Source organism: Streptomyces exfoliatus (genome assembly GCF_000725545.1).
Lineage (GTDB): Bacteria > Actinomycetota > Actinomycetes > Streptomycetales > Streptomycetaceae > Streptomyces > Streptomyces exfoliatus.
In genome coordinates, this window is record NZ_JNZP01000027.1 from 1 (window position 1) to 18524 (window position 18524).

Below are 18524 nucleotides of genomic sequence, written 5' to 3' on the forward strand. Positions count from 1 at the left end.
CATCGCCACCCGCTACGACAAAACCGCCCAGTCCTACGAAGCAGCCGTCACCCTCGCATCACTCCTGATGTGGGCGTGACATTTGACGACAGAACCTAGGGCAGCCGGTCCTTCCCTCAGGCGGCCGTCACCTTCTCGGGGGCCGCGGCGGGGACGTTCGCCGGGGTCGTGCGGGCGGCCCGGCGGGGGCGGAGGCCCAGGCCCGCTATGGCGGCGACCAGGGCGAAGGCCGCCGCTCCGATCCAGAAGGTGAGGGTGAAGCCGGACTCGGCGGGCAGCGGCGGGGCGCCGGCCGGGAGGTGGTCCAGGGTCTGGGAGGCCAGGATCGTCGTCACGACGGCGCTGCCGATCGCGCTGCCGGTGGAGCGGGAGATCGAGTTGATGCCGTTGGCGATGCCGCTCTGGTGGTGCGGGACGCTCGCCATGATGACCGCCGGCATGGCCGCGTAACCGAAGCTGACGGCCGCGCCGACCACGATGCCGGCACCGATCACCGAGGCGGTGTGCCCGTGGTCGAGGCCGAGCCAGGCGAAGCCGAGGGCGCCGAGGCCGGCGGCCAGGGCCAGGGCGGTGCGCGGGCCGCGGTGGCGGACCAGCATGCCGCCGATCGGCGAGGCGAGCAGCGAGACGATCGCGCCCGGCAGCAGGAACTGGACGGAGGCGCGGAGGATCGACGCGTCGAAGCCGTAGCCGGTGAGCGCCTCGGGCATCTGGACGAGGTAGGAGACGCCGAGGAAGTTCGCGAACATGCCGAAGCCGACGAGGACGCCGGCCAGGTTGGCCATGAGGACGGGCCGGTGAACGAACATCTTCATGTCGACGAGGGGCTCGCGGACCTTGAGTTCCGTGAGGACCCAGACGGCGGCCATGACGGCCGCGCCCGCGAAGGCGCCGAGCGTGCGGCCGGAGGTCCAGCCCCATTCGTTGCCCTGCGAGATGGGCAGCAGGAGCAGCAGCAGGGTGAGGCCGAGGGTGAGCGCGCCGAGGAGGTCGGTGCGGCCTCCGGTCTTGTGGCGGGTCGCCGGGACGAGGAGGACGACGGCGAGCAGGGCGAGCGCGGCGAAGCCGGTGGCCATCCAGAAGGCGTTGCGGTAGTCGGCGGCGGAGCCTGAGGTGAGCAGGCCGGTCGCGACGAGCGCGAGGCCGCTGCCGAAGGCGAGCGTGCCGCTGACCAGGGACATGGCGCCGGGCAGCTTCTGCGGGCGGACCTCCTCGCGCAGCACGGACAGCGCGAGCGGGAAGATCGCGGTGGCGGCGCCCTGGAGGACCCGGCCGAGGATCAGCAGCGGCAGCGAGGTCGCGAGGGCGGCGACGACGGAGCCGGCGACCATGACGACGAGGACGGCGACGAGCGTGGGCTTCTTGCCGTGCTGGTCGCCGAACCGGCCGAGCAGCGGGGTGAAGACGGCGGCGGAGAGCAGCGTGGCGGTGGTCACCCAGCTGACGTCGGCGGTCGAGACGCCGAGGTCGGCGCGGATGAGGCCGAGGATCGGGACCGGCAGGGTCTGCATCATCGACACGACCATGGCGGCGAGGCTGAGCGCGAAGACGACGACCGTCTCGCGCCGGGGGTCGGCGGCGGACGCGGCGGACGGCGCCGACGTGGCGGGGGTGTGACTCATGGCAAAGGGGCCTTTTCGTGCCTGTCAGCGTCAGAGCTTCAGGCCATCGATGTTTGATGTCGTCAAGTACTTCGGCGACGGTAGACCCCGATAGTTGAGGTGGTCAAGTAAACAATTGATAATGTCAAGCATTCTGAGTACCCTCGCACCATGAGCGCGACCCCCGAGACCCCCACGAAGCTCCAGCTCCTGGAGCTGCTCGCCGCCATCGGCACCGCCCAGTGGCGCGACTTCGCCGCCGCCGCGGCGCACCACGGTCTGACCTCCACCCAGGCCAAAGCCCTCGCCCAGCTCAACGGCCCGCTGCCGATGCGCGCCCTCGCCACCCTCCTGGTGTGCGACGCGTCCAACGTCACCGGGATCATCGACCGCTTGGAGGCCCGCGACCTGGTGCGCCGCGAGCCCGACCCCGCCGACCGCCGTGTGAAGAACGTCGTCGCGACCGACGAGGGCCGCGAGATCATCCGCCGCGTCCGCGAGGAGATGCAGGCCACCAGCGGCGCGCTCGACACCCTCGACGCGGACGAGAGCGCGACCCTCTACGCCCTGCTCGGCCGACTGCGTCCGGGCATGGAGAAGAGCGCCTGACCGGATCCGATCAGGCGCTCGGCTGCCCCTGGGGGGGCGGCGGGTCAGGGGCTCGTCGTCGAGACCGCGTAGACCCGCGGGAACGCGGGGTCGGTGAGGTCGACGGTGAGGTCCGTGGTGGGGCGAGGCCTTTCGCGCCCCACCGTCGTGCCCGCCCAGTTCATGCCCTCGGTGAAGGTCCAGCCGGCGATGTCGGTGTCCCGCTCGCCGACCGTGACGCGGCCCGGGGCGAGGGCCGCCCGGCTGGTGCCGGACTCGGCGAGGAAGGCGTCCAGGCCGGTGGCGGTCGTGGTGAACTGGACGTACAGCCGGCTCGTCTTCCAGTTGCTGGTCTCGTAGTAGGCGACACCCCAGGAACCGGCCGGGACCGGGACCTCGAAGACCCGGCGCTTCATCAGCGAGGGCCAGTTGTCCTGGAGACCGGCCGCCGAGGACTCGCGCTCCTTGTCGCGGCCGCTGTCACGGCTCTGACCGGCGGAGATGACGAGATACCCGGCCGGGATCCCCACGAGCAGCACGATGATGACGGCCGTCAGCCAGCGCCGGCGGATCATGTGCCGGCGGTCCTCGGGCAGCTTGTCCTGCGGGGTGCGGGCGGGGGTGGACTGGTGGCGCACGGTCATGAAGGCGGATCCTCGGGGGTACGGGCGGCCCGGCCCGAGGTCCCGTTGCGCAGGGCCTGGGCGTAGCGCTCGTACCGTTCGTACCGCTCGACCCGGCGCCGGTTGGCGCGGCGGAAGCGGCGGGCGACGAGCCGGGCGAGGTCGGCGGCGCCGACCATCCCTGCCTCGGGGCCGAGCTGGGCGCGGGTGATGCGGGCCTCGGGACGGTACCCGCGGCCGGTGAGATGGCGGCGGAAGGCCTCCCTCGCGGGGCCGATGAGCAGGTCGTCGGCGGCCGAGACGCCGCCGCCGATGACGAAGCAGGAGGGGTCGAGGGCGGCGGCGAGGTTGGCGATGCCGACGCCGAGCCACTGGCCGATCTCCTGGAGCAGCTCGATGCTCATGGCGTCGCCCTCACGGGCGAGCTCGGTGATGAGCGGCCCCGTGATGTCGGGGATGTTGCCCTTGACCCGCTCGATGATCCCGTACGCGACCGGGGAGTCGGCCGCGGCCAGCTCGCGGGCCTCGCGGACGAGGGCGTTGCCCGAGCTGTACTGCTCCCAGCAGCCGCGGTTGCCGCAGGGGCAGCGGTGTCCGCCGGGGACGACCTGCATGTGGCCGAACTCGCCGGCGACCCCGTACTTGCCGCGCTTGACCTGGCCGTCCTCCAGGATGGCGCCGCCGATGCCGGTGCCGAGGGTGATCATGACGAGGTGGTCCTCGCCGCGACCGGCGCCGAAGCGCCACTCGGCCCAGGCGGCGGTGTTGGCGTCGTTGTCCACCATGACGGGGACGGCGAGGCGACCCTGGAGGGCGTCCCTGAGCGGCTCGTTGCGCCAGGCGAGGTGCGGGGCGAAGAGGACCCGGGCCCGGTCGGCGTCGACCCAGCCGGCCGCGCCGATCCCGACCGCGTGCACGTCGTGCCGGTCGGCGAGGTCGAGGACCAGCTCGACGATGGTGTCCTCGACGACCTTGGGGCTCTTGGACTTGTCCGGGGTCTCCGTGCGGAGCTTCTCCAGGATGTTGCCGTCGGCGTCGACGACGCCGGCCATCACCTTCGTACCGCCGATGTCGATGCCGACGGTCGGCACCCGGGGCGCCGTCAGGTGGGAGCGCCGCTCCCGGGTCCCGACGGTCCGCAGCACGGTGCCGCGGGCGGATCCCCGGTGCGCGAGGTCACGGTAGGTACTCATCGGCTCCGATTCTGCCAGGTGGGGTGTGAAGGGGCCGTCACCATGAGGGCGTGGGGGTCACGCGCCGGAGGGCCTCTCCAGTTCGTGGCGCAGGTCCTCCAGCTCGGTGCCGCCGGCCATCTGCCGGGTCAACTCGTCGAGCGTGACGGAGCCCTTGGTGTGACTGCCGGCCATCACCCCGCGCTTGAGGAGGACGAACCGGTCGCCGACGAGGTAGGCGTGGTGCGGGTTGTGCGTGATGAGGACCACGCCGAGTCCCTGGTCACGGGCGGCGGCCACGTACTTGAGGACGACGCCCGACTGCTTCACGCCGAGCGCGGCCGTCGGCTCGTCGAGGACGAGGACCTTGGCGCCGAAGTGGACGGCGCGGGCGATGGCCACGCACTGGCGCTCGCCGCCGGAGAGGGTGCCGATCGGCTGGTCGACGTCCCGCAGGTCGATGCCCATGCGGAGCAGTGCCTCGCGGGTGGTGGACCGCATCAGGCCGACGTCGAGCCGCTTGAAGGGGCCGGAGCCCCTGGTGGGCTCGGAGCCGAGGAAGAAGTTCCGCCAGACCGGCATCAGGGGGACCACGGCCAGGTCCTGGTAGACGGTGGCGATGCCCCGGTCGAGGGCGTCGCGCGGGTTGGCGAGGGCGACCTCCTCGCCCTCGATGCGGAAGGTGCCGGCGTCGTGCCGGTGCAGGCCCGCGACGATCTTGATGAGGGTGGACTTGCCGGCGCCGTTGTCGCCGAGGACACAGGTGATCTCGCCCGCGCGGACCTCCAGGGAGACCCCTTCGAGGGCGCGGATGTTGCCGTAGTACTTGCTGACGTCGTCGAGCTCGACGAGGGAGGTCCGTTCCGTGGTCACTTGGTGGCCTCCACACGCTTGCGGATCCAGGCGTTCAGCAGGGTCGCCAGGAGGAGCATCGCTCCCAGGAAGAACTTGAACCAGTCCGGGTTCCACTCGGCGTACACGATGCCCTTGCTGGTCATGCCGAAGATGAGGGCGCCGACCGCCGAGCCGATGGCGGAGCCGTATCCGCCGGTGATCAGACAGCCGCCGATGACGGCCGCGATGATGTAGATCAGCTCGTTGCCGACCCCTTCGCCCGACTGGACGACGTCGAAGGAGAACAGCAGGTGCTGGCCGGCGATCCAGGCGCAGAACGCCACGCCCATGTAGAGGCCGATCTTCGTCCGGTAGACCGGGACGCCGACCGCGCGGGCCGCGTCGGCGCCGCCGCCGACCGCGAAGATCCAGTTGCCGAAGCGGGTCCTGAGCAGGATCCAGGTGGCGAGCGCGACGAGACCGAGCCACCACAGGATGGTGACCTTGAACTCGACGCCGCCGATCGTGAGCTCCGAGGCGAAGAGCTTGCGCGCGGAGGAGAAGCCCTCCATGTCGGCGATGGTCTTGGTGGAGACGGTGCCGCTGATCAGCTTGGTCAGGCCCAGGTTCAGGCCGGTCAGCATGAGGAAGGTGCCGAGCGTGATGATGAAGCTGGGCAGTCGGGTACGGGTCAGCATGAAGCCGTTGAAGACGCCGATGGCCAGGGTGACGAGCAGCGAGACGCCGACGCCGACCCAGACGTTCGCCGTCATCTGGTAGCTGACCATCGACGAGACGAGGGCCGAGCTGGTGACCAGGACACCGGCGGACAGGTCGAACTCGCCGCCGATCATGAGCAGCGCGACGGGGACCGCCATGATGCCGATGGTGGAGGCGGCGTAGAGGACCGTGCCGAGGCTGGAGGGACGCAGGAAGCTGTCCGCTACCACCGAGAAGAAGACGAAGACGGCGACGGCGCCGACGACCGAGCCCAGTTCGGGCCGGGCGAGCAGCTTCTTCAGCGGGGAGGTCCGCAGCAGCCGCTCGTCGACGTGGTCGATGCCGTCCGAGGGCGGGGCGGTGGAACTCATCGGGTGCCCCGCTCCGCGTAGTCGACGAGTGCCGCGGCGTCGTCCTTGGTGATGATCTGCGGGCCCGTGAGGACCGGCCTGCCGCCACCGAGGACGTCGGCGTTGTAGCGGTACAGCCAGAGCAGGTCGACGGCCTCGTAGCCCTGGAGGTAGGGCTGCTGGTCGACGGCGAAGCCGAGCGTGCCGGCCTGGAGGGCGCCCGCGACCTTGGCGTTGAGGTCGAAGGTGTCGACCTCGGCCTTGCTCCCGGCGCTCTTCGCGGCCTGCACGGCGGTGTCGGCGAAGGGCGCGCCGAGGGTGACGACGGCGTCGACGTCCTTGTCGGACTGGAGCTTGGCCTCGATGGACGCCTTGACGTCGGGCATGTTGGTGCCGTCGACGTACAGGTTGACGAGTTCGCCGCCGAAGGTCTTCTTCGCTCCGGCGCAGCGCTGCTCGTGGCCGACGTTGCCCTGCTCGTGCAGGACGCAGAGCGCCTTCTTCTTCCCCCGCTTGTCGAGTTCCTCGCCGACGGCCTCGCCCGCGACACTCTCGTCCTGGCCGATGTGGGTGAGCGCGCCGTACGCCTTGGACTGCTCGGCACCGGAGTTCACGGTGATCACCGGGATGCCCGCCTCGACGGCCTTCGCGACGGCGGCCTTCATGGCGTCGGGCTTGGCGAGGGTGACGATGAGTCCGTCGACGCCCTTGGAGACGTACGAGTCGATCAGCTGCGCCTGCTGCTGGGCCTCGTCGCTGTGGGCGTAGAGGAAGTTGATGTTGTCCTTGGCGGCGGCCTGCCTGGCGCCCTTCTGGACGATGTCCCAGAAGGTGTCGCCGTCACCCGAGTGGGTCACCATGGCGACGGTCCAGCGGGGGGTGTCGACGGCCGCCCTGCCCTGGGCCTCGGCGGCCTTGCGGGCGTCCTCGGCCCGCTTTCCGCCGGTGCTGCTGCATCCGGCGAGTGCTCCTGTGAGCGCGAGCGCGAGCACGGCGCCGACTGCGGCGCGTACCCCTCCGGTCCGAAGCCTGGTCACGAGGCGGTGCCCTCCTTTGTGTCCTTCTGCGTGCTGTGTCCTGCGTGCACTGCAGTATCGGTCATGCGGATCCTGGCGCCCGTCAGGGGGGCCGTCCAGGGCTACGGACGGACCATCAGCTGGAACTCGAAGGAGTAGCGGGCGGCCCGGTACAGGTGGGAGCCGTACTCGACGGCCCGGCCGGTGTCGTCGAACGTGACCCGCTCCATCGTCAGCAGCGGGGCACCCGCCCGCTCGTCGAGCAGCGCCGCCTCCGCGGCGTTCGCGGCGCGGGCGCCGACGGCCTGGCGGGCGCTGTGCAGGGTGAGCGCGGCGGCGCGGAGCAGCCGGTAGAGGCCGGTGGTCCCGAGCCGCTCGCCGTCCGGTTCCAGGAGCCCGGCCGGCAGGTGGTTGCGGAGGTACGCCAAAGGCTCGCCGTGCGCGGTACGGAGCCGCTCCAGATACAGGACCTCGTGGCCCTCCGGTACGCCGAGGGCCGCCGCGACCTCGGCGGTGGCGGGTTCGAGGCGGTTGACGAGGACCCGGGTCGCGGGGAGCTGCCCGGCGGCGTCCAGGTCGTCGTAGAGGCTGCTGAGCTCCGGCGGGCGCCGGACCGCGCTGTGCACGACCTGGGTGCCGATCCCCCGGCGGCGGACGAGGAGGCCCTTGTCGACGAGCGTCTGGATGGCCTGGCGGACGGTCGGGCGGGAGAGTCCGAGACGGGTGGCGAGGTCGATCTCGTTGCCGAGGAGGGTGCCCGGTGTCAGCGTCCCGTCCGCCACGGCGTCCTCCAGCTGCCGGGCGAGCTGGAAGTACAGCGGGACCGGACTGGTGCGGTCCACGGCGAGCGGGGGCAGGGAGGAGCCGGACTGCTTGGACACGGGGGGAGCGTAGCCCGGGGCGCCGACGACAGGAAGGTGACGGCGGGAAGCCGCTGACGGGACGTCGTGACGTCCGGTTGTCCTGACACCTCCTTGACACCGTGGACGGGCGCCTCCACGGTGGGCCCATGCGCATCGGACTCATCGGTACGGGACGGATCGGGAGCTTCCACGCGGGGGTGCTGGCCCGCCACCCGGAGGTCGCGTCGCTGGTCGTGGCGGACGCGGACGCCACCCGGGCCGCCGGGGTCGCGGGGGCGCTCGGGGCGGAGGCGGCACCGGACGTGACGGCGCTGTTCGGGCACGCCCTGGACGCCGTGGTGATCGCGTCGGCGACGGCCGCGCACGCCGAGCTGATCGCCCGCGCGGCGGCCGCGGGGCTGCCCGCCTTCTGCGAGAAGCCGATCGCCCTGGACGTGCCGGGGACGAGGGTCGCGCTCGCGGCGGTGGCGGAGGCGGGGACCGCGCTGCAACTCGGGTTCATGCGGCGCTTCGACGCGGGGTACGGGGCGGCGCGCGAGGCCGTCCGGTCGGGAAGGCTCGGCCGGCTGCACACCGTACGGGCGGTGACGTCCGACCCGGAGCCGCCGCCGGCCGCGTATCTGCCGCTCTCCGGGGGTCTCTTCCGGGACTGCCTGGTGCACGACTTCGACATCGTCCGCTGGGTGACCGGCCGGGAGGTCGTGGAGGTGTACGCGACGGGCTCGGACGCGGGCCCCGCGATGTTCCGGGAGGCGGGGGACGTGTCCACGGCCGCCGCGCTGCTCACCCTGGACGACGGCACGCTGGTGACGGCGACCGCGACCCGCAGCAACGGCGCCGGGTACGACGTCCGCATGGAACTGGCGGGCGACCGGGACCAGATCGCGGTGGGCCTGGACGACCGCACCCCGCTCACCTCGGTGGAGCCGCAGGGCCCGGCAGCGCCGGGGAAGCCCTGGTCGGGGTTCCTGGAGCGGTTCGGCGCCGCGTACGAGGCGGAACTCGACGCCTTCGTACGGCTGGTGCGCGGCGAGGCGGCCAACCCGTGCGACGGCCGGGAGGCCCTCGCGGCACTCCGGATCGCGGAGGCGTGCGAGCGCTCGCGCCGGGAACGGCGGCCGGTACGGGTGGACGACGCCACCGGGTAGCCGGCCGGCGTCACGATCGGCCGGCTGCCCGGTCGGTCGACGCCACGTCCGGGCGGCCGCCGTCAGGGGTTCGCCGAGCGGACCGTGCCCTGCGCCAGGGCGCACAGCGTCTCCACACCGTCCGCGTCGACGGTCAGCAGCTCGCAGCGGACCACCGCCTGCCTGCGGCCCGCGTGCAGGACGTCCGCGCGGGCGCGCAGGGTGCCGTCGGCGGCGGGCCTGACGTAGTCGATGGAGTAACCGGCGGTCAGGACGGCCGGGCCGAGGACCGTGCCCGCGGCGAAGGTGATCGCGTTGTCGGCGGCGTACGAAAGGACCCCGCCGTGCACGAATCCGTTCTGCTGCCGCAGGTCTTCCCTGATCGCCAGCTCCAGAGTGGCTCCCCCGTCGCCGAAGGCGGTGACGGTGGCTCCGAGGAGGCGGCTGAACGGCTGGGCGTCCAGCACCTTCCGTGCGAGGGCGAGGGCGGGTTCGTCGATGTCGGTCATCCGGTCAGCCTATTCAGGGCTTGATCCGAACGACACGACCTAGGGCCTTTCGTTTGGATCATGCCGGGCTCGCGGGGTCCGGCCTGATCCAAACGAAAGACCCTAGGCGCCGTCCTCCGCGTCGAGGAGGCCCGCGTCGTGGACGAGCAGGGCGATCTGGACGCGGTTGTTGAGGCCGAGTTTGGCGAGGACGCGCGACACGTACGTCTTGACGGTCGGCACGCTCATGTAGAGCTCGGCGGCGATCTCGGCGTTGGAGTGCCCGCGGCCGACGGCGACGGCCACCTCCCGCTCGCGGTCGGCGAGTTCGGCGAGCCGGTCGGGGGCCGCGGGGCGCCGGGGCCGGTGCGGCTCCCCCGCCACGTGGGTCATCAGCTGGCGGGTGACGGCCGGGGAGAGCACCGGGTCGCCGGCCGCGACCCGGCGGACGGCGGCGACGATCTCGGCGGGCGGGGTGTCCTTGAGGACGAACCCCGCGGCGCCTGCGCGCAGGGCGCGCAGGACCTGCTCGTCGGCGTGGAAGGTGGTGAGGACGACGACCTCGGGGGCGCCGGGGAGGGAGCGGAGCCGTTCCGTGGCGGTGAGCCCGTCGACGTGGGGCATCCGGATGTCCATGAGGACGACGTCGGGGGCGAGCCGGTCGACGAGTTCGGGGACGTCGCGGCCGTCGGCGCCCTCGCCGACGATCTCCAGGTCCTCGGCGCCGCCGAGCATGAAGGTGAGGCCCGCGCGGACCAGGGGGTCGTCGTCGACGATGAGCAGCCGGATGGTCATGAGGGCCACGGTAGCCAGGCGCGCAGGGTGAATCCGCCGTCGGGGTCCGGGCCGTGCTCGAGTCTGCCGCCGGCGAGGGCGGCGCGTTCGGTGAGTCCGATGAGGCCCTGGCCGGAGCCGGGGACGTGCGGGACCGGTCCGGCGGGTGCCGGGTTGTGGACGCCGACGGTGAGGCCGTCGCCGGGGCGGCCCCGGACGGTGACGGTGACCTTCGTGCCGGGCGCGTGCTTGCGGGCGTTGGTCAGGGCTTCCTGGGCGATGCGGTAGACGGTGCGGCCGGTGGCGGCGGGCACGGTCGCCGGGTCGTCCACGGTGGTGTCGAGGACGACGTCCGCCCCGGCCTCGCGGGATTCGTCGATCAGCGCGTCGAGGGTGGCGAGGGTGGGCTGCGGCCGGTGGCCTCCGTCGCCGTTCTCGCCGGGGGCGCGCAGGACGCCGATGATCTCGCGGAGGTCCTGGAGCGCTTCGTGGGCGCTGTCGCGGATGACGCCGGCGGCGCGGGCGATCTGCTCGGGCGGGGCGTCGGGCCGGAACTCCAGGGCTCCTGCGTGCACGCTGAGCAGGGTGAGCCGGTGGGCGAGGACGTCGTGCATCTCGCGGGCGATGGACTCGCGGGCGAGCCGCTGGGCCTGAGCGGCGCGCAGTTCGGCCTCCGCCTCGGCGCGGCGGGCGCGTTCCCTGAGGGCCTCGACGAGCTGGCGGCGGGAGCGGACGAGCATGCCCCAGGCGGTGACGAGCAGGATCAGGACGAAGCCGAGGAGGGCGGAGACGCCGGCGTTGAGGGTGGGATCGGGCCGGACGAACACCTGCACGGTGGAGGCGGCCACGGCGAGGGCCCCGAGCCAGGCCACCTCGCGGAAGGGACGGCGTACGGCGACGCTGAACAGGCTCGCGAGGAGGGCGCCGCCCGCGACCGGGGCCACCACGCTCGCCAGGGTGAGCGCGATCGCGAGGCCGGCGGGCCAGCGGCGGCGCAGCCAGAGGGCGCAGCAGGCGGCGGCGCCGGCGAGTTGGTCGAAGAGGATGACCGGCTCGCTGCTGTACTCCGCCGCGGCGTCGGCGGCGACGAGGCCGACGAGGGACGCGAGGAGGAAGAGCGAGATGTCCACGATCCAGTCGCGGACGGTACGGCGCGGCCGGGCCGTCCCGCTCGCGCCCGGTTCGACCAGGTGGGAGGGGAGCAGCCGGCGCTGCCGGTCCGTGCGAGTCATGTCCGCAATGTACGCAGGCGGGGGCGCCGGGCGGGGCATGGGCGGCCCGGGGAGGTACCGAAGTCGCGGAGGTCGATACTTCGGTAGCGGGGAGCGTGGACCGGAGGCGGACGCGGCGGGGAACCGCCCCCGGTCATGATCACTTCATGAAGAAGTTTCTGGAGGTCATCGGTTTCCTGCTCGCCCTCTTCGGTGTGGCGGGGGTGGTGCGCGAGCTGACGGACGGCTGGTTCCGGCTCCTCGGCGTGACGCGGTTCCTCACGGAGAACGTGGGGTTCCTTCAGGGTCGGGAGCTGTTCGCCAACATCGTGATCGCGGTCCTCGGCGTCGTTCTCCTGATCGTGTCGGACCGGGTGCCGAGGAAGTCGTGAGCGGCCCGCCCGTGTGCGGGGGTCAGCCCTTCGCCGCGTCGAGGCGCTTCACCTCGGCGAGGTGCTCGGCCATCCGGTGGGAGACGGATCCGCTGGTGTAGAGGACGCCGCCGATGACGGCGAAGGGGACGGAACCACCGAGGACGGCGAGGAGTCCGGGCCAGTCGCGGGCCTCGACGCAGTCGTCGTGGTGGACGTACTCGCTGGTGAGGAGCGCGGGGCAGGGGCTGCCGCCGCCGTCACCGTCCTCGTACGGGGTCAGGAGCAGGACCCCGAACCAGACCCAGCACAGGGCGGCGACGGTCAGGAGGGCGAGTCCCCAGCCCTGGGTGCGGCGGGCTCGGGCCCGGAACTCGTTGTCGTAGACCAGTGAACGCATGGTCGAAGAACCTACCCGGCGTCCTTGTCGGCGGCCCGGCGGCCCCAAGTGGTGCCCGCGAGCACGAGGATGGCGCCCGCCAGGCCGAGAGCCCCGGGGCGGTCGCCCGCGAGGGCGATGCCCACGGCGGCGGCCCAGAGCGGTTCCGTGCCGAGGAGGAGGCTGACCCGGGACGGGGAGCTGCGGCGCACCGCCCACATCTGCACGAAGAAGGCGAAGAGCGTGCAGAAGACGGAGAGGAAGATCAGCCCGGCCCATTCGCGGGGGCCGAAGTCGAGGGCCACCGTCCAGGGCGAGGCGCCGGTGCCGGGGAAGGCCGCGATGACGGCGAAGACCGCGACGGCGGAGCCGAGCTGCACGGTGGTGAGGGAGAGCGAGTCGGCCGACTCGACGGCCTTGATCCGGGACATGGCCAGGACGTGGACGGTACGGGCGAGGGCCGCGAGCAGCATGAGGAGGTCACCGAGGGAGGGGGCGGTGAACCCGCCGCCCTGGGTGAGCAGCACGACTCCGGTGACGGAGAGCCCGGCGGCGGCGAGGAAGGCGCGGGGCGGGGCGACCCGGGTGACGGCGGCCTCGGCGAGCGGGGTGAGGATCATGGTGAGGCTGATGATGAGGCCCGCGTTGGTGGCGGAGGTGTGGACGACGCCGTACGTCTCCAGGAGGAAGATCCCGCTGAGGATCAGACCGAGGGTCGCGGCGCCGCGCCACTGGGCCGCGCTGAGCGCCCGCAGCCTGGACCACCCGGCGACGACGAGGACGGGCAGCACCACCGCGAACCGCAGGACGAGGACCGCGATGACGGTGTGGGTGGTGGTGATGCCCTTGGCGGCGAGGTAGCTGGTGCCCCAGACGACGGCGACGAGCAGGACGGGCAGGTCGGTGAGCCAGGCGCGCCGGGGGGCGCCGAGGGGCAGCGGGGCGGCGATCGAAGCCGACATCGTGGGCCGTTCTCCAACTCTCAGGGTGATGTGGAGACTTCAACGGCTCACACGCGGAGCGATCACCGTACCCGGCGGGGCCCGTGGTGGCTACACCTTTCCCCGCCTCGGCATCAGTAGCTGCCGTACTCGGGGCGTCCCACCAGCTCGTACGTGAGGAGGGCGACGCCCGAACCGGTGGTGCGGGACGCGGTGTTGCGGAAGGCGGTGGGGCGGACGCCGTCGGAGAAGAGGCGGCGGCCGGTGCCGAGGATCACCGGGAAGACGAGCAGGTGCAGGGTGTCGATCAGGTCGTGGTCGAGCAGGGTCCGGGCGAGGCCGCCGCTGCCGTGCATCTGGATCTCGCCGTCGAGGCTCTCCTTGAGGTCGGCGACCTCCTTCACCACGTCGCCGCGCAGGAGGGTGGTCCCGGTCCAGTCGGCGGAGTCGAGGGTGGTGGTGGCGACGTACTTGGGGAGGGCGTTGAGCTTGGAGGCGATGGGGTCGGCGGGGTCGTCGTGCCGCGGCCAGTAGCTCGCGAAGATCTCGTACGTGCGGCGGCCGAGGAGGAAGGCGGTCGGGCGGGTGAAGACCTCGTTCATGTACTGCCCGAAGTCCTCGTCGCCGAACGGCACGGACCAGCCGCCGTGCTCGAATCCGCCGCTGGGGTCCTCCTGGGGGCCGCCGGGGGCCTGGTGGACGCCGTCGAGGGTGAGGAACTGGGTGAGGCTGAGGGTGGCCATGGCGGGTGCCCTTTCGTTCTCCGAACCATCGTGTCTCACCCGTACTGACCGCGCCGCCCGGCGAAAGTCATCGGTGCGCACGAGGCGGGGTCCGACCCGCTCCCGGGTCGGGGTCCGATTCCCGCCAGCGTCCGGCGGCCACGGCGACTTTCATTGAACCCGCAACCACTCGGTACGGCTCACGGAGGTCTCGGGATGTCCACGACGAACGGCACGATGAACGGCACGGCGGTCCTGGTGACGGGCGGCAGCAGGGGGATCGGCGCGGCCACCGCCGTGCGTCTGGCCCGGGAGGGCGCGGACGTGGCCTTCACCTACGCCCGGGACGAGGCCCGGGCCAAGGAGGTCGCCGCCCTGATCGAGGCGGCCGGCCGCAAGGCGCTGCCCCTGCGGGCCGACGCCGCCGACGCCGGGGACGCGGCGGGAGCGGTGACGTGGGCGGCGGACGCGCTGGGGCGGCTCGACGTCCTCGTGAACAACGTGGGCGTCGGGGTCCTCGGACCGCTGGAGTCCTTGCCCCTCGCGGACGTGGACCGGGTCCTCGCGGTCAACGTCCGGGCGGCCTTCCTCGCCTCCCAGGCGGCGGCCGGGCGACTGCCGGAGGGCGGGCGGATCGTCACGATCGGCACCTGCATGAGCCAGCGGGTGCCGAGTCCTGGCGGCACGCTGTACACCATGAGCAAGTCGGCGCTCGTCGGCCTGACGAAGGCCCTCGCCCGCGAGCTCGGAGGGCGTGGCATCACGGCCAACATCGTCCACCCCGGTCCGACCGACACGGACATGAACCCGGCGGACGGCCCGTACGCGGAGGGCCAGGCGACGATGACGGCACTCGGCCGCTTCGGTACGCCGGACGAGGTGGCCGCGATGGTCGCCTTCCTCGCGGGGCCGGAGGGGCGGTACGTGACGGGCGCCGAGTTCTCGGTGGACGGCGGGCATGCGGCGTGACGGGGGGTGGGCGTGCGCCCGGTAAGCGTGTGACGCCCACCAGGTGCCCGGCGAGTGAGCCGAAGGGGCGCGGCCGGGGGAACAGGGCCGAGCGCGCGGAGCCTCCCGAGGAACGAGGGAGGCGAGCACGGTCGGCCCTGTGAGCCCCCGCCCGGTTCAGGGGGAGCCGGTCAGCCGCCCAGCTCCTGGTGGCGGGCGGTCAGCCGTGCCGTACCGGCGTCCGTGAGGGAGCCGTAGAGGCGGAGGCGGGAGATGCCGCCGTCCGGGTAGATGTCGATCCGGACGCGGGAGCCGACCGCCGGGGTGTCGAGCACGAAGCGGTGGTTGGTGTCGGGCTGGAGGCGGGTCCTGGGCAGGATCTCGGTCCAGTCGTCGGAGCCTTCGGCGGCGACGGAGAGGGCGGCCCAGCCGGCGCTGTTGCCCTTGAGGTACGCGGTGTCGATCTCGACGGCGCGGATCTCGGACTCGGCGGCGAGCTGGTAGCGGATCCAGTCGTTGCCCTTGTCGCGGCGGCGGCGGGTCTCCCAGCCGTCGTCCATCTTGCGGGAGCGGCCGGGCTGGATGGTGTTGGTGGCCGGGGAGTAGAAGCGGTCGGAGGCGTCCTCGACCTGGCCGCCGTTCTCCAGGGCGGCGAGGTCGAAGGTGCCGAGGACGCCGAGCCAGGCCGGGTCGGGGGCGACCTCGCCGTAGACGCGGAGGCGGGCGATGCCGCCGTCGGGGTGCTGGTTGACGCGGAGGTGGGTGAAGCGCTGTTCGACGTCGACGGCGAAGCCGTTGGCGGCGTGGCCGCCGACGGCGGTGCGCGGGACGAGCGTCGTCCACTTCACGTCGTCGGCGAGGAGTTCCTCCGGTGAGGGGGAGCCTGCGACGGAGGTGGCCTCGACGGAGACGGCCTGCGGGTAGTTGCCGCGGAAGTGGGCGGTGTCGACGACGATGCCGCGGACGACGCCGGGCGCGCCGAGGCGTACGAGGGCCCAGTCGTGGTCGTCCTGGGTGGGGTGCGGCTGCTGGGCGGAGATGCCGCGGCGGCGGCGGGTCTCCCAGCCGTCCATGATCTTGCCCTTGTGGCCGAAGTGTTCGGGGTCGAACTCGGCGGCCTCGGGCTTGAGCAGGTTCTCGCGCTCGGCGAAGAACTCGTCGTTGGCGGCGATGACGCCGGCGCCGAGGCGGCGGTCGGCGAGGTCGGCGTACCGGGTGAAGGGGAAGTCGGCCGTCCGGTAGTCGGCGTACGGGTCGCCGCCGCCGTAGGGGCTGGCGTCGCCGGTGAAGGAGGGTATGCCGGTGCTCACGGGTCAGTTGTTCCTTTCGAGGAGGCGGCCGGTCGGCTCGGCGAGGGTGCCGCGGTCGACGATGCGCTCTCCGCGCAGCCAGGTGGAGGTGACGACGCCGCTGAGGGTCTTGCCGGCGTACGCGGTGATCCGGTTGCGGTGCTGGAGCTCGGCCGGGTCGACGGTGAAGGTGGCGTCGGGGGCGAGGACGGCGAAGTCGGCGTCGCGGCCGGCCTCGATGGCGCCCTTGCGGGTGAGTCCGGCGAGCCGGGCCGGACCCTCGGACATCCAGCGGACGACGTCCTCCAGGGTGTGGCCGCGGCGGCGGGCCTCGGTCCAGATGGCGGGCAGGCCGAGCTGGAGGGAGGAGATGCCGCCCCAGGCGGACGCGAAGTCGGGCGTCTTGAGGTCGGCGGTGGACGGGGAGTGGTCGGACACGATGCAGTCGATCGTGCCGTCCGCGAGGCCCTGCCACAGGGCGTCCTGGTTGGCGGCCTCCCGGATGGGCGGGCAGCACTTGAACTCGGTGGCGCCGTCCGGGATCTCCTCGGCGGTGAGGGTGAGGAAGTGCGGGCAGGACTCGACGGTGATCTTGACGCCCTCGGCCTTGGCGGCGGCGATGAGCGGCAGCGCGTCGGAGGAGGAGAGGTGCAGGACGTGGACGCGGGCGTTGAGCCGGCGGGCCTGGTTGACCAGGTTCTCGATCGCCGTGTTCTCGGCGTCCCGGGGGCGGGAAGCGAGGAAGTCGGCGTACGCGCCGCCGGTGCGCTGGGGGGCGGCGGCGAGGTGGTGCGGGTCCTCGGCGTGCACGATCATCAGGCCGTCGAAGCCGGAGATCTCCGCCAGCGAGGTCGCCAGCTGTTCCTGGTCCAGCTCGGGGAACTCCTCCACGCCCGAGGGCGACAGGAAGCACTTGAAGCCGAAGACGCCGCTGTCGTGCAGCGGGCGCAGGTCCTTGACGTTGTCGGGGAGGGCCCCGCCCCAGAAGCCGACGTCGATGTGGGCCTTGCTGCGGGCGACCTCCCGCTTGACGCGGAGGTTCTCCACGGTGGTGGTCGGCGGGAGGGAGTTGAGGGGCATGTCGAGCAGGGTGGTGATGCCGCCGGCCGCCGCCGCCCGTGTGGCGGTCCAGAAGCCCTCCCACTCGGTGCGGCCCGGGTCGTTCACGTGCACGTGGGTGTCGACGAGTCCGGGCAGGACGACGTCGTCGCCGACGTCCTCGAGCCGGGCGCCGTGGGGTACCTCGGCGTCGTACGGGAGCACGGCCGCGATCGTCCCTCCGGAGACGGCGATCGACGCCGGGCGCGTCCCTTCGGGGGTGATGACACGCGTCGAGCGCAGGACCAGGTTGACGTCCACCCGTACCCCTTCTTCAAGCACTGCAGCAGGAAATTCAACGAACTGTTGAAAAGGAGTCTTCACTTCCAGGCGACATGCCGTCAAGGGCACACTTCCAGCATCGGGCGTCGTCGAACCCGGCTTAGAGGTTTCCACAAAGTGGAATGGAAGTTCCGTACAGTAGAACGTAGCTCCGCACATGCGGGGCCGACCCGGCCCCCGCCCGGGGTCCTGCCGACACCGGACAAACACCCCCTGACCGGCGTTGACGCCGACCCCGGGGCCAGGTGCCCCGGCCGGTGGCCCGGTAGGCTGCTGCCTTGCCCGCCTGCCCCGAAAGGACCGTTGACGTGCCGACGTCCAACGCCAGCACCACCGACGCCGCCAAGCCCGCCGCAAGCGGGGGCGTCCAGTCCCTTGAGCGTGCCTTCGACCTCCTGGAGCGGATGGCCGACGCCGGCGGCGAGGTCGGGCTGAGCGAGCTCTCCGCCAGCAGCGGACTGCCCCTCCCCACGATCCACCGCCTGATGCGCACCTTGGTCGCCTGCGGCTACGTGCGCCAGCAGCCCAACCGGCGGTACGCGCTCGGCCCCCGCCTCATCCGGCTCGGCGAGTCCGCCTCCCGCCTCCTCGGCACCTGGGCCCGCCCGTACCTGGCGCGGCTCGTCGAGGAGACCGGCGAGACCGCGAACATGGCGCTGCTCGACGGCGACGAGATCGTGTACGTGGCCCAGGTGCCGTCCAAGCACTCGATGCGCATGTTCACCGAGGTCGGCCGGCGGGTGCTGCCGCACTCGACCGGTGTCGGCAAGGCCCTCCTCGCGCACGCCCCGGCGGACGAGGTGCGCGCGCTGCTCGCCCGTACCGGCATGCCCGCGGCGACCGAGAAGACCATCACCACGCCGGACGGCTTCCTCGACGCGCTCGTCGCGGTCCGCGAGACGGGGTACGCCGTCGACGACAACGAGCAGGAGATAGGAGTCCGCTGCCTCGCGGTGCCGGTACCCGACTCCCCCACCGCCGCGGCGATCTCCATCTCGGGCCCGGCGGGCCGCGTCACCGAGGCGGCCACGGAGAAGATCGTCCCGATCCTCCAGCAGGTCGCCCGCGAACTGTCGGCGGCCCTGGCGAACACGGCGGGGAACGGGAACGGACACGGCTGAGCACGG

Annotated in this window: 20 protein-coding genes; 5 read left to right on the plus strand and 15 right to left on the minus strand. The window is 72.5% G+C overall.

From position 1 onward, the window contains the following. Nucleotides 1-116 precede the first annotated feature (116 nt). Complete coding sequence (locus IO20_RS0127450; RefSeq protein ID WP_030554766.1) at nt 117-1622, minus strand: MFS transporter; 1506 nt, start codon at nt 1620-1622, stop codon at nt 117-119. A gap of 150 nt (nt 1623-1772) precedes the next feature. Here IO20_RS0127450 and IO20_RS0127455 point away from each other — a divergent pair, with 150 nt between their 5' ends. Next, nucleotides 1773-2210: a MarR family winged helix-turn-helix transcriptional regulator gene (locus IO20_RS0127455; protein ID WP_030554767.1), complete on the plus strand. Its 438-nt coding sequence runs from the start codon at nt 1773-1775 to the stop codon at nt 2208-2210. Between the two features lie 44 nt (nt 2211-2254). On the opposite strand, the gene IO20_RS0127460 is transcribed toward IO20_RS0127455, so the two are convergent. The 6 genes from IO20_RS0127460 to IO20_RS0127485 all read right to left on the minus strand — a co-directional run bounded on the left by IO20_RS0127460 (nt 2255) and on the right by IO20_RS0127485 (nt 7746). Next, nucleotides 2255-2833: a hypothetical protein gene (locus tag IO20_RS0127460; RefSeq protein ID WP_030554768.1), complete on the minus strand. Its 579-nt coding sequence runs from the start codon at nt 2831-2833 to the stop codon at nt 2255-2257. After that, entirely contained in the window at nt 2830-4005 is a 1176-nt protein-coding gene (locus IO20_RS0127465; protein WP_030221020.1) for an ROK family glucokinase, read from the minus strand. The genes IO20_RS0127460 and IO20_RS0127465 overlap by 4 nt, the downstream gene beginning before the upstream one ends. Nucleotides 4006-4062: 57 nt before the next feature. Then, complete coding sequence (locus IO20_RS0127470; RefSeq protein ID WP_030554769.1) at nt 4063-4857, minus strand: ATP-binding cassette domain-containing protein; 795 nt, start codon at nt 4855-4857, stop codon at nt 4063-4065. Beyond that, on the minus strand, nt 4854-5909 hold the full coding sequence (locus IO20_RS0127475; protein WP_030554770.1) for an ABC transporter permease: 1056 nt from the start codon (nt 5907-5909) through the stop codon (nt 4854-4856). Before IO20_RS0127475 ends, IO20_RS0127470 begins: the two co-directional genes overlap by 4 nt. Further along, nucleotides 5906-6925, minus strand: a complete 1020-nt coding sequence (locus tag IO20_RS0127480) for a sugar ABC transporter substrate-binding protein (protein ID WP_030554772.1) — start codon at nt 6923-6925, stop codon at nt 5906-5908. Before IO20_RS0127480 ends, IO20_RS0127475 begins: the two co-directional genes overlap by 4 nt. 101 nt (nt 6926-7026) lie before the next feature. Next, nucleotides 7027-7746 (minus strand): UTRA domain-containing protein, encoded by a 720-nt coding sequence (locus tag IO20_RS0127485; protein ID WP_030554773.1) that lies wholly within the window; start codon nt 7744-7746, stop codon nt 7027-7029. Nucleotides 7747-7913: 167 nt separating this feature from the next. On the opposite strand from IO20_RS0127485, the gene IO20_RS0127490 reads away from it, so the two are divergent. Beyond that, nucleotides 7914-8915, plus strand: a complete 1002-nt coding sequence (locus IO20_RS0127490; protein WP_030554775.1) for a Gfo/Idh/MocA family protein — start codon at nt 7914-7916, stop codon at nt 8913-8915. Nucleotides 8916-8977: 62 nt separating this feature from the next. Here the strand turns inward: IO20_RS0127490 and IO20_RS0127495 are convergent, their stop codons facing one another. The 3 genes from IO20_RS0127495 to IO20_RS0127505 all read right to left on the minus strand — a co-directional run bounded on the left by IO20_RS0127495 (nt 8978) and on the right by IO20_RS0127505 (nt 11388). Further along, complete coding sequence (locus IO20_RS0127495) at nt 8978-9403, minus strand: PaaI family thioesterase (protein WP_030221005.1); 426 nt, start codon at nt 9401-9403, stop codon at nt 8978-8980. 102 nt (nt 9404-9505) lie between these two features. Then, entirely contained in the window at nt 9506-10177 is a 672-nt protein-coding gene (locus tag IO20_RS0127500; protein WP_030554777.1) for a response regulator, read from the minus strand. Next, nucleotides 10174-11388 carry a sensor histidine kinase gene (locus IO20_RS0127505; RefSeq protein ID WP_030554779.1) on the minus strand — a complete coding sequence of 405 codons (1215 nt, stop codon included), beginning with the start codon at nt 11386-11388 and terminating at the stop codon, nt 10174-10176. Before IO20_RS0127505 ends, IO20_RS0127500 begins: the two co-directional genes overlap by 4 nt. Before the next feature lie 146 nt (nt 11389-11534). On the opposite strand from IO20_RS0127505, the gene IO20_RS0127510 reads away from it, so the two are divergent. Then, nucleotides 11535-11759, plus strand: a complete 225-nt coding sequence (locus IO20_RS0127510) for a hypothetical protein (RefSeq protein WP_030554781.1) — start codon at nt 11535-11537, stop codon at nt 11757-11759. Nucleotides 11760-11781: 22 nt separating this feature from the next. Here the strand turns inward: IO20_RS0127510 and IO20_RS0127515 are convergent, their stop codons facing one another. From IO20_RS0127515 to IO20_RS0127525, 3 genes are all read right to left on the minus strand, one after another. Next, nucleotides 11782-12138 carry a hypothetical protein gene (locus IO20_RS0127515; protein ID WP_030554783.1) on the minus strand — a complete coding sequence of 119 codons (357 nt, stop codon included), beginning with the start codon at nt 12136-12138 and terminating at the stop codon, nt 11782-11784. An 11-nt stretch (nt 12139-12149) separates the two neighbouring features. After that, a complete protein-coding gene (locus tag IO20_RS0127520) occupies nt 12150-13079 on the minus strand; it encodes a DMT family transporter (protein WP_030554785.1) in 930 nt (309 codons plus the stop codon). A 113-nt stretch (nt 13080-13192) separates the two neighbouring features. Further along, nucleotides 13193-13801 (minus strand): dihydrofolate reductase family protein, encoded by a 609-nt coding sequence (locus IO20_RS0127525; protein WP_030554786.1) that lies wholly within the window; start codon nt 13799-13801, stop codon nt 13193-13195. Nucleotides 13802-13996: 195 nt separating this feature from the next. Between IO20_RS0127525 and IO20_RS0127530 the strand changes: the two genes are divergently transcribed. Beyond that, nucleotides 13997-14749 (plus strand): SDR family NAD(P)-dependent oxidoreductase, encoded by a 753-nt coding sequence (locus IO20_RS0127530; RefSeq protein ID WP_031127727.1) that lies wholly within the window; start codon nt 13997-13999, stop codon nt 14747-14749. Between the two features lie 170 nt (nt 14750-14919). On the opposite strand, the gene alc is transcribed toward IO20_RS0127530, so the two are convergent. Next, nucleotides 14920-16038 carry an allantoicase gene (gene alc / locus IO20_RS0127535; RefSeq protein WP_031127728.1) on the minus strand — a complete coding sequence of 373 codons (1119 nt, stop codon included), beginning with the start codon at nt 16036-16038 and terminating at the stop codon, nt 14920-14922. Between the two features lie 3 nt (nt 16039-16041). Continuing rightward, entirely contained in the window at nt 16042-17376 is a 1335-nt protein-coding gene (gene allB, locus IO20_RS0127540) for an allantoinase AllB (RefSeq protein ID WP_030554790.1), read from the minus strand. Between the two features lie 329 nt (nt 17377-17705). On the opposite strand from allB, the gene IO20_RS0127545 reads away from it, so the two are divergent. Next, nucleotides 17706-18518, plus strand: coding sequence for an IclR family transcriptional regulator (locus IO20_RS0127545; protein ID WP_030554792.1), 813 nt, complete (start codon nt 17706-17708; stop codon nt 18516-18518). Nucleotides 18519-18524 lie beyond the last annotated feature (6 nt).

Bases quoted from the DNA above. Each gene is read 5' to 3' on its own strand.
- IO20_RS0127450 (WP_030554766.1), bottom strand. From the start codon at position 1,622: ATGAGTCACACCCCCGCCACGTCGGCGCCGTCCGCCGCGTCCGCCGCC.
- IO20_RS0127455 (WP_030554767.1), top strand. From the start codon at position 1,773: ATGAGCGCGACCCCCGAGACCCCCACGAAGCTCCAGCTCCTGGAGCTG.
- IO20_RS0127460 (WP_030554768.1), bottom strand. From the start codon at position 2,833: ATGACCGTGCGCCACCAGTCCACCCCCGCCCGCACCCCGCAGGACAAG.
- IO20_RS0127465 (WP_030221020.1), bottom strand. From the start codon at position 4,005: ATGAGTACCTACCGTGACCTCGCGCACCGGGGATCCGCCCGCGGCACC.
- IO20_RS0127475 (WP_030554770.1), bottom strand. From the start codon at position 5,909: ATGAGTTCCACCGCCCCGCCCTCGGACGGCATCGACCACGTCGACGAG.
- IO20_RS0127490 (WP_030554775.1), top strand. From the start codon at position 7,914: ATGCGCATCGGACTCATCGGTACGGGACGGATCGGGAGCTTCCACGCG.
- IO20_RS0127495 (WP_030221005.1), bottom strand. From the start codon at position 9,403: ATGACCGACATCGACGAACCCGCCCTCGCCCTCGCACGGAAGGTGCTG.
- IO20_RS0127500 (WP_030554777.1), bottom strand. From the start codon at position 10,177: ATGACCATCCGGCTGCTCATCGTCGACGACGACCCCCTGGTCCGCGCG.
- IO20_RS0127505 (WP_030554779.1), bottom strand. From the start codon at position 11,388: ATGACTCGCACGGACCGGCAGCGCCGGCTGCTCCCCTCCCACCTGGTC.
- IO20_RS0127510 (WP_030554781.1), top strand. From the start codon at position 11,535: ATGAAGAAGTTTCTGGAGGTCATCGGTTTCCTGCTCGCCCTCTTCGGT.
- IO20_RS0127515 (WP_030554783.1), bottom strand. From the start codon at position 12,138: ATGCGTTCACTGGTCTACGACAACGAGTTCCGGGCCCGAGCCCGCCGC.
- IO20_RS0127520 (WP_030554785.1), bottom strand. From the start codon at position 13,079: ATGTCGGCTTCGATCGCCGCCCCGCTGCCCCTCGGCGCCCCCCGGCGC.
- IO20_RS0127525 (WP_030554786.1), bottom strand. From the start codon at position 13,801: ATGGCCACCCTCAGCCTCACCCAGTTCCTCACCCTCGACGGCGTCCAC.
- IO20_RS0127530 (WP_031127727.1), top strand. From the start codon at position 13,997: ATGTCCACGACGAACGGCACGATGAACGGCACGGCGGTCCTGGTGACG.